We start from the raw sequence: 9,506 nt of genomic DNA, 5'->3' as shown, positions 1-9,506 counted from the left end.
GCCTGAAGGACGACCCGCCGCCCTCGGTGCTGGGGCTGGAGCGGCGGGCCGACAACGACCGGGACCGCCTGCAGACGGCGCTGCGCTCCGCCGGTTTCTACGACGCCGTGCTCGACATCCGGGTGGACGCAGCCCGGACGCCGGCCAAGGTGACCGTGGCGGTGACGTCCGGTCCGGCCTACCGCTTCAAGACCATCACCATCGCCTCCACCGACGGCGCGCCGCTGCCGGGCGGCGATGTGACCCCCGGCGACATCGGCCTGCCGGTGGGGCAGCGGGCGCGCGCGCCGCAGGTGGTGGACGCCCAGTCCGCGCTGCTGCGCCGGATGACCGACCGCGGCCACCCCTTCGCCACCGTGGCCGAGCGGCGGGTGGTGGTGGACCACGACGACCACAGCATGGATGTCACCTTCTCGGTGGACCCCGGCCCGCTGGTGATGTTCGGCGACACCAGGATCGACGGGCTGGCCAGCGTCAACGAGGGGCTGATCCGCGGGCGCCTGCCCTGGAAGCAGGGCGACATCTACAGCCCGGCCAAGGTCGACCGGGCGCGCCAGCAGATCGCCCAGCTCGACGTGTTCGACACGGTGCGGGTGCGGCTGGCCGAGGAGCCGGGGCCGGGCGGCGTCCCGCCGGTGGACGTGACCCTGGCCGAGACGCTGCACCGCTTCATCGGGGCCAGCGCCTTCTATTCGTCGGAGGACGGGGTGGGCGGCTCGGCCTACTGGGGCCACCGCAACCTGTTCGGCGGGGCGGAGCGGCTGCGGCTGGGCGTGGAGGTCGGACGCATCGGCGGCGACAACGGCGCCGCGCGGGGACCGCGCGGCAGTCGGGATCTGCCGGATATCCGGCTGTCAGCCAATTTCCGCAAGCCCGATTTCCTGGCGCCGCGCCAGTCGCTGATCCTGGATTTCCAGGTCGCGTCGGAGCAGCCGCCGGCCTACGACCGCGTCGCCACCATCGGCTCGGCCTCGCTGGAGCGGCAGGTGACCGACCAGCTCAAGGTCTCCTACGGGGTGTCGGGGGAGCGCGGGCGGGTGCGTTCCAACCTGCGGGAGTATCAGACCGGCTTCATCGGCGTGCCGCTGGGCATCGCCTGGGACGGCTCGGACAACCTGCTGAACCCATCCAGAGGCTACCGCGCCTCGCTGCTCGCCACCCCCTGGTTCCCCTACGCCGGGGACACGGACTCGATCTTCACCAGCTTCCAGATCAACGCGTCGGCCTACCGCGATCTGTCCGACGACGGCCGTTACGTCGCGGCGGCGCGCATCGGCGTCGGCAGCACGGTGGGGGCGTCGCTGGACCAGGTTCCGCCGGATCACCGCTTCTACGCGGGCGGCGGCGGGTCGGTGCGCGGCTACGGCTTCCAGAAGGCCGGACCGCGCGACATCTACGGCGACCCGACCGGCGGGCGGTCGCTCTTCGAAGCCGGTCTGGAACTGCGCGTCAAGGTGACGGAGACCATCGGCATCGTGCCCTTCGTCGACGCCGGCACCGTCTTCGACAGCGCCTTCCCCGACTTCAAGGAACCGCTGAAGGTCGGCGCGGGCATCGGTGCGCGGTACTACACCGATTTCGGACCGCTGCGCGCCGACGTGGCCTTTCCGCTGAACGCCGATTCCGGCGATGCGAAGTGGCAGCTCTATCTCAGTCTGGGTCAGGCCTTCTGATTCGTCCTTTCAACCGGTGATGCCGGACCGGGTCGCATTTTTGCCGCTTGGATCGGGATCGTCACTGCTCTTTCCCGTTATACCATTCGGGGAATGCCGCAACGGGGTGCGTGGTGTCGGGTTTGCGTCGTCTGATCGTCCTTCTTCTGGCCATCGCCGTCCTCAGCGGTACGGTCCTGACGGAAGCCGCCCGCGCGGCCGACACCGAAGGGGGCGGCTGGGGGCCGGCCAACGCGGTCCGGCGCTGGATCGCCCAGACCATCGAGAAGGCGGTGAACGGTCCCGACCTCCAGGTCAGGATCGGCACCATCGGCGGCGCGGTTCCCGTCAACTTCACGATCTCGGACGTCACCGTCGCCGACCGCGAGGGCGTCTGGCTGCGGCTGGAGGATCTGCGCGTCAACCTCGCCCCGACCGCTCTGCTGACCGGGCGGGCCAAGGCCGACGCGATCGAGGCGCAGCGCGTCGTCGTGGAGCGCGCGCCGCTTCCCGCCGAGGGGCCGGAGCCGCCGCCCGACCAGGGACCGACCTCGCTGCTGCCCAGCCTGCCGGTGGGCGTCGCCGTGGACAAGCTGGCCATCGCCGAGCTTGTCCTGGCGGAGCCGCTGATCGGGCAGGAGGCGCGGCTGAAGATCGACGGGTCGCTGGACCTCGCGTCGGGCGGGGCGTCGCTGGAAGCGCATCTGAACGTGGACCGGCTGGGCGAGCAGCCGGGGACGGTGGCGCTCGACGTCGCCTTCAATCCCGACGACAAGCGGCTGGACCTGAACCTGAAGGCGTCGGAGCCGGCGGGCGGGCTGATCGCCACCGCGTTGAACATTCCCGGCGCGCCGCCGGTCAGCGCCTCGCTGGACGGGCAGGGCTCGCTGGACGACTGGAAGGGCACCTTCACCGCGGCGGCCGAGAACGCCGCCCGGCTGGCCGTCGACGCCACGATCAAGGCTGTGCCCGAGGGGCACGCCGTCTCCATCGCGGCGACCGGCGACGTGGCGTCGCTTCTCGGCCCCGACATCGCTCCGCTGGCCGGGCCGCAGCCGGCGTTGAAGGGCACCGTGGTGGTCGCTCCGGACGGTGCCCTGACCCTGCAGCCGGTGGCCGTCGAGACCGCCGCCGCCACGGCCAATCTCTCCGGACGCATCGGCGCCGACCGCCGCAGCCTCGACCTGCGCTACGAGGTTCAGGCCGGGCCGGACTCCACCCTGCACGGCTTCGCCCCCGGCATCGCCTGGCGGGAGGGCACCGTGTCGGGCACCGCCCAGGGCACGCTGGACGCGCTGACCGTTGTGGTGGAGGGGCTGATCCACGACCTCGCCGCCGACGATCCCGCCCTGGCCTCGGTCGCCGGACCGGAGGTGCGGCTGGACGGGCAGGCGCGGATCAACGCCGACACGGGAGCGGTGGGGATCGAGGGGGTGACCCTGACCACCGCGGCGGCCAGCGCCGGGGCGCAGGGCAGCGTGACCGGCTGGGGCCAGACCGCCGACGTCACGGTGTCGCTGAACGCCGACGACCTGTCGCGCCTCTCCGCCCTCGCCGGGCAGCCGCTGGCCGGGTCGCTGGCCCTGGCCGGGCCGGTGCGCCGGCAGGAGGACGGCACGTTGACCGCCGGCCTCAGCGGCGCGCTGCGCGGTCTGGAAACCGGAACGCCCGCCGACGGCGTGCTTGGCCGCGACGTCAGCCTGGGCGCTCAGGCGGTGATGGAACCGGGCGGCGCCATGCGCCTCACCGACCTGACGGTGGATGGCCGCAACGGGCGGCTGACCGGTGTTGCGGCCCTGGTGGACGGGGCCGTGGACGCCAAGACCAGGCTGGAGATCGCCGACCTCGCCCCGGTGGGCACCGCCGCCGGGACGGAGATGGCGGGCGGCCTGACGCTCGACGCGACGGCGAAAGGGCCGTTGGACAATCTTGTGGCGGAGGCGGCGCTGCACGCGCGGAACCTCGCCGTGCAGGGTCGCCGCTTCGGCGACACGCGGCTGAACGCCACCGCGCAGAATCTGCCGGGCGCCCCGCAGGGCCGGCTGTCGGCCCGCACCGAACTGGCCGGCGCCGGGCTGACCGCGGACGCCGCCTACGCGCTCGAGGGGCAGGCGCTGCGGATCAGTGACCTTGCCGTGGCAAACGGGCCGAACCGGATCACCGGGGCGGTGCGCGTGGCGCTCGACGCCATGACCGCGACCGGCAAGCTCGACGGCACCCTGCCGCAGCTTCAGGCGCTGTCGGAGCTGGCCGGCGTGCCGCTCACGGGGGCGGCGGGCTTCACCGTCGCGCTCGACGCGCCGAACGGCAAGCAGGCGGCCAATCTGACCGCCAACGCCACCGACCTGCGTGTCGAGGGGGAGGGCGGGCCATTGTTCGCCGCGCGCCGCCTGACCGCCAACGCCGACGTCGCCGACGCCCTGGGCAACGCCAGCAGCAAGGCGCGTGTGGAGCTTCAGGACGGGGCCGCCGCCGGCAACGATCTGTCCCGGGTGACCGCCAGCGTGGACGGCTCGCTCGCCAAGGCGGCCTTCCGGGCGGAGGCCGCGGGGGCCGGGAGCGACCCGCTGGGGCTTGAGCTGGCCGGGGAGTTTGCGCAGAACGGTGCGCTGAACCGCATCCGGCTCGACCGGCTCCAGGGCCGTTACAGCGGCGAATCCTTCCGGCTGACCCAGCCTGCGGCCATCGCCCTGGGCGAGCGGCGCTACGAAGTGTCCGGCCTGCGGCTGGTCAGCGGCAACGCCCAGCTCGCCGCCGATCTCGGCCTGAACGGGGAGCGGCTGTCGGGGGAACTGCGGCTGGACCGCGTGCCGATGGCGTTGGCCCGGCTGGCGAACCCGACCCTCCGGCTGGACGGAACGCTGAACGCGCAGGCGACTCTCGGTGGCACCGTCCGCCGCCCGCAGGCCGATGCCACGCTGCGCGTCGCCAACCTGAAGGCGCAGCAGACCACCCAGGCCGGCGTGCCCGGCTTGAACGCCACGGTCAACGCGCGCTGGAGGGAGGCGCGCCTTTCGGTGGACGGCGACGTCGCCACCAGCAACAACGCCGGTCGGGTGACGCTGACCGCCGCCGCACCGCTGGCCATGGACCCGGACACGCTGGCCTTCTCGGTTTCGGAGCGCGGCCGGCTGGAGGCGGCGTTGCGCGGCGCCATCGACGCCTCGCTCGCCAACGACCTGCTGGCGGCCAGCGGCGACCGGGCGCGCGGCACGCTGCGGCTGGACGTCAGCGTCGACGGCACCGTGGCGGCTCCCCGGCTGGGTGGCACGGTGACGCTGGCCAACGGACGCTACGAGAACCGGGCGAGCGGCGCCATCATCAGCAACATCGACGCCCGCATCGTCGGCGACGGCGACGTCTTCACCATCCAGAGCTTCCGCGGCCGGACCACCAACGGCGGCGAGATCAGCGCCCGCGGCGTGATCCGCCCCGCCGCCGCGGACCCGCAGCAGCAGCTCGACCTCGCCATCCAGGCCGATCGGGCGCGGCTGGTGCAAAACGATCTGGCGGCGGTCACCATCGGCACCAACCTGACGCTGACCGGCAGCTTCGTGAATCCGCGGCTGGCCGGCCCCGTGCGGATCGAGCGGGCGGAGATCCAGATCCCCAACCAGACCCCGCCCAACGTCGTCGACCTGAAGGTCGTCGAGGTCGGCAAGGGCCGCAAGGCGCAGCCGGTCAGCCTGAAGAACGGTCAGCCGGGCAATGGGGCGCCGGAGCCGGCCTTTGCGATGATCCTCGATCTGACGATCAGCGCGCAGAACCAGATCTTCGTCCGGGGCCGCGGGTTGGAGGCGGAATTCGCCGGACAGCTCGCCGTCACCGGCACCTCCAGCCAGCCGCTGGTCAGCGGGCGGTTGAACATGCTGAAGGGCGAGTTGGACCTTCTCGCCAAAACCTTCGTCTTCAGGCGCGGCATCATCGAGTTCGACGGCGGTCCCGCCATCGACCCGCGGTTGGATTTCCTGGCGGAGGCCACCGCCAACGATGTGACCGCCCAGGTCCTGGTCACCGGCACCGCCGGACAGCCGAAGCTGGAGTTGACCTCTCCGCAGGGCCTGCCGCAGGACGAGGTGCTGTCCGCCGTGCTGTTCGGGAAGTCGGTCGGCAACCTGAACGCGGTGGAGGCGGTCCAGCTCGCGCAGTCCGCAGCGACGCTCGCGGGCTTCGGCGGTGGCGGCCCCGGCCTGCTCGGCAACCTGCGCCGCGGTCTCGGCGTCGACCGGCTGGAATTCACCGGCGGCGCCGACGGCAAGGGTGGCGCGGTGGAGGCCGGGCGCTATGTCAGCGACCGTGTCTATGTCGGGGTGGAGCAGGGCATCGGCGCGAACCAGAGCCGCGCCACGGTGGAGGTCGACATCACCAAGAACATCAAGGCCCAGGCGGACGTCGGCGCCGATTCCGACACCCGCGTCGGCGTCAAGTGGGAGTGGAATTACTGACCGGCACCAGCTTTGCGCCACTCCTGACGCTGCTTTCGGGCGCTGGTCATCGGCACAAGAGCCCCCATATCGAGCAAAGGTGAAGGCCGGGCCGCCAAGGCTCCGGTCATCGGCGAAGGGGGAGCGGTGCGCGCTGCCAGAAGGATTCCCTACGTCAACCAGGGCATCGTCATGGCCTGCACGCTGGCCTTCGTGCTGGGCCTGCCGCCGGAATCCCTCGCCTTCGTTCCTGCTTATTTCTTCGGAACGGTGGAGACGGCCGGGCCGCTGCCGACCTGGGCGGTGTGGCGCGGGCTGTTCGGCCATGTCCTGATCCACAGCGACATCGTGCATCTGGTCAGCAACATGCTGGCGCTCTGGGCCTTCGGCGGCGCGGTCGAACTGGCGATGGGCAGCCTGCGCTACCTGCTGTTCTTCCTGCTCTGCGCCGCGGCGGGGGCCATGGTGGAGGGCGCGCTGGCTGTCGACCCCATGGCGCCGCTGGTCGGGGCGAGCGGAGCGATCTGCGGGGTGATGGGCGCCTTCCTGCTGCTGCACCCGCAGGCGACGCTTGGCGTGACGCCGGGGCCACGGGTTCCCGCCTCCTTCGTGGTGGGCAGTTTCCTGGCGATCAACGTGGCGATGACGCTGATGCCGCCGGCTCCTGACTCCAGTCTGGGCGATGTGGCTTGGGCGGCCCATCTGGGCGGGTTCGGCGCGGGGATGGCGCTGGTCGCCCTGTTCCGCCGCCCCGGCGTGGCGCTGTGGAGCGTCGCCCGCCTCAGCACCGCGGCGAAGGCCGCCGTCTATCTGACCCTGGTGGTGGTTCTGCTGCGAACGTTGTGACCGTTGCCTTTGCCGGGCCAGGGCGGAATACTGCGCCCTCCCATTGACGGAGGCATGTGACTATGGCGCAAACCGGGTCCGCGCCGGTGCTCGGCGTGATCGGCGGCAGCGGCGTCTACGACATCGACGGGCTGGAGAACCAGCGCTGGGTTAAGGTGGAAACGCCCTTCGGCGACCCGTCCGACGAGCTGCTCACGGGCGAGCTGGATGGACAGAAGCTGGTCTTCCTGCCGCGCCATGGCCGCGGTCACCGCATCCCGCCGTCCGAGCTGAACTTCCGCGCCAACATCCACGCGCTGAAGGCGCTGGGTGTGACCGAGATCCTGTCGGTCTCTGCCGTCGGTTCGCTGAAGGAGCATCTGCCGCCGGGCACCTTCGTGGTGATCGACCAGTTCATCGACCGCACCTTTGCCCGCAACAAAAGCTTCTTCGGCACCGGTCTGGTGGCGCATGTGGCGCTGGGCCATCCGGTCTGCGGGCGGCTGGGCGACCTGATCGAGGAGGCGCTGATCGAGCTGAAGGTGCCGCATCAGCGCCGCGGCACCTACATGGTCATGGAAGGCCCGCAATTCTCGACCAAGGCCGAATCCGAGCTGTACCGGAGCTGGGGCTGCGACGTGATCGGCATGACCAACATGCCGGAGGCCAAACTCGCCCGCGAGGCGGAGATGTGCTACGCGACCGTCGCCATGGTCACCGACTTCGACTGCTGGCATCCGGACCATGACCACGTCACCGTCGACGCGGTCATCCGGGTGGTGGTCGCCAACGCCGGCAAGGCGCGGTCGCTGGTCAAGACGCTGGCGCCGAAGCTGCAGGTGCGCGACGGGCTGTGCGCCCAGGGCTGCCACACCGCGCTCGACCACGCGATCATGACCGCGCCGGACAAGCGGGACCCCGAGATGCTGAAGGCGCTCGACGTCATCCTCGCCCGCGCGCTGGGCTGAGGACGCAAACGCAAAAAGCCGCGGGACCCGGCGTGCGTCCGGGTCCCGCGGCTTTATCTTTGGATCGGGCGGATAGCCTCAGTGACGGGTGCGCGCCGGGGTGACGTAGACGCCGTCCCAATCGACGCCGAACAGCGCGTCGTCGCCGGCTTCCTCCACCAGCTCATCGTAATCGCTGATGTCGATCAGGCCGAAGATCGAGGCGGTGCCTGAGGCGTCCAGGTCGCAGGTGATGACGCGGCCGGCGAACTCGACGGAGGTGAAGAACACTTCCGGCAGTTCCATGCTGTCGAGGTCCGCGGACACCGCGCACTCGATCTCGTGGACGAGGCGCGAGGAGAGGGAACCCCGCAGTTTCGCCGCCTGGGAAGCCCAGACGATCTTCTTGACCCGCGCAGCCGGGCGGTTGTCGGTTTCGCCGATGCCCTCGTCGGGCTGGGCGGCCATGGCGATCATCCGGGAAACCAGGTTCGACGGGCTGGGCGCACGCATAGAGACCTCCGCTGAAGAACGAGCGCAGATTCACCCGGCGTCGGTTAACGGGGACTTAAATCCGGACGTCACGGATGGCTTACCTCTTATGCGTAACGGCCTATGACCGGTGAGGGGGTCCGCGCTGCGTAAGCCGCCGCCAGCCGCGCCGCAGTCACGGCGTTGTTTCGGATCAGCGCCATGTTTGCGGTCAGGCTGCGCCCGCCGGTGATCCGCTCCAGTGCCGCGAGGAGAAAAGGCGTGACGGATTTTCCCGTGATTCCATGATGTTCCGCATCCTTTAGTGCCTGGGCGATGGCCTTCTCCATGGCTTCGCCATCGAGCGCGTCGGCCTCCGGGATGGGATTGGCGAGGACCACGCCGCCCTCCAGCCCAAGCTCCCATTTGGCCCTCAGGATGGCCGCGACCTCATCGATGTTGTCACAGCGATGAGAGACAGGCAGACCAGAGTTGCGGCTGTAGAAGGCCGGAAATTCGTCGGTGCCCAGCCCCAGGACGGGAACGCCGCGGGTCTCCAGCACCTCCAGCGTCTTCGGCAGGTCGAGAATCGACTTGGCACCCGCACAGACGACGCAGACGCTGGTGCGGGCCAGCTCGTCGAGATCAGCCGACACGTCGAAACTGGTTTCGGCGCCGCGGTGCACCCCGCCCAGGCCCCCTGTGGCGAAGACGGCAATCCCGGCCAGCCTTGCGGCGATCATCGTAGCCGCCACCGTGGTGGCGCCCAGTGCGCCCGTCGCCAATGCGACGGGCAGGTCGCGGCGGCTCAGCTTCATGACGCCGGTGCCGCCCTTGGCGAGCCGCTCCAGGGCTTCACTGTCCAGCCCGACGCGGATGCGCCCGTCGAGAACGGCGATGGTCGCGGGAACCGCCCCTTCGGCCCGCACCGCGTCCTCCAACGCCATCGCCGTTTCCAGGTTCTTCGGGTAGGGCATGCCGTGGGAGATGACGGTGGATTCCAGCGCCACCACGGGCCGGCCCTCGGCCAGGGCGGCGGCGACCTCGGGGGTCGGCAACAGGCGGTCGTGCATGGTCGGAGTCTCCCTCGTTCACCCGCATCCTGCGCTGTGGTTCGCGCCGGCGCAACCGCAGGAATCGGAATTTTGTCCTTTCGCGAGGACGGCCTATATTGCAGGGCATGCCTG

The 9,506-nt window shown here is 70.8% G+C and carries 6 protein-coding genes; 4 read left to right on the top strand and 2 right to left on the bottom strand.

Annotation, left to right across the window (positions count from 1 at the left end; genetic code table 11):
• The 4 genes from GBZ26_RS22810 to GBZ26_RS22795 form a co-directional block, all read left to right on the top strand.
• A partial coding sequence (locus tag GBZ26_RS22810; protein WP_174440815.1) for an autotransporter assembly complex protein TamA occupies positions 1-1,673 on the top strand: 1,673 nt, incomplete at its 5' end.
• Positions 1,674-1,786: 113 nt separating this feature from the next.
• Positions 1,787-6,097 carry a translocation/assembly module TamB domain-containing protein gene (locus GBZ26_RS22805; protein WP_174440814.1) on the top strand — a complete coding sequence of 1,437 codons (4,311 nt, stop codon included), beginning with the start codon at positions 1,787-1,789 and terminating at the stop codon, positions 6,095-6,097.
• A 126-nt stretch (positions 6,098-6,223) separates the two neighbouring features.
• On the top strand, positions 6,224-6,922 hold the full coding sequence (locus GBZ26_RS22800; RefSeq protein ID WP_174440813.1) for a rhomboid family intramembrane serine protease: 699 nt from the start codon (positions 6,224-6,226) through the stop codon (positions 6,920-6,922).
• A 62-nt stretch (positions 6,923-6,984) separates the two neighbouring features.
• Positions 6,985-7,869: an S-methyl-5'-thioadenosine phosphorylase gene (locus tag GBZ26_RS22795; protein ID WP_174440812.1), complete on the top strand. Its 885-nt coding sequence runs from the start codon at positions 6,985-6,987 to the stop codon at positions 7,867-7,869.
• Between the two features lie 78 nt (positions 7,870-7,947).
• Here the strand turns inward: GBZ26_RS22795 and GBZ26_RS22790 are convergent, their stop codons facing one another.
• Together GBZ26_RS22790 and GBZ26_RS22785 are read right to left on the bottom strand one after the other, a co-directional pair.
• Positions 7,948-8,361 carry a hypothetical protein gene (locus tag GBZ26_RS22790; protein WP_035674528.1) on the bottom strand — a complete coding sequence of 138 codons (414 nt, stop codon included), beginning with the start codon at positions 8,359-8,361 and terminating at the stop codon, positions 7,948-7,950.
• An 86-nt stretch (positions 8,362-8,447) separates the two neighbouring features.
• Positions 8,448-9,392, bottom strand: a complete 945-nt coding sequence (locus GBZ26_RS22785; protein WP_174440811.1) for a pseudouridine-5'-phosphate glycosidase — start codon at positions 9,390-9,392, stop codon at positions 8,448-8,450.
• Positions 9,393-9,506: the final 114 nt, after the last annotated feature.

Source organism: Azospirillum formosense, assembly GCF_013340925.1.
Classification (GTDB): Bacteria; Pseudomonadota; Alphaproteobacteria; order Azospirillales; family Azospirillaceae; genus Azospirillum; species Azospirillum formosense.
Note: the sequence above shows the minus strand (reverse complement) of the source record. Positions and strands in the feature narration are given on the sequence as shown.

Coding starts and splice junctions, on each gene's coding strand:
- GBZ26_RS22795 (WP_174440812.1), top strand. CDS start 6,985: ATGGCGCAAACCGGGTCCGCGCCGGTGCTCGGCGTGATCGGCGGCAGC.
- GBZ26_RS22790 (WP_035674528.1), bottom strand. CDS start 8,361: ATGCGTGCGCCCAGCCCGTCGAACCTGGTTTCCCGGATGATCGCCATG.
- GBZ26_RS22785 (WP_174440811.1), bottom strand. CDS start 9,392: ATGCACGACCGCCTGTTGCCGACCCCCGAGGTCGCCGCCGCCCTGGCC.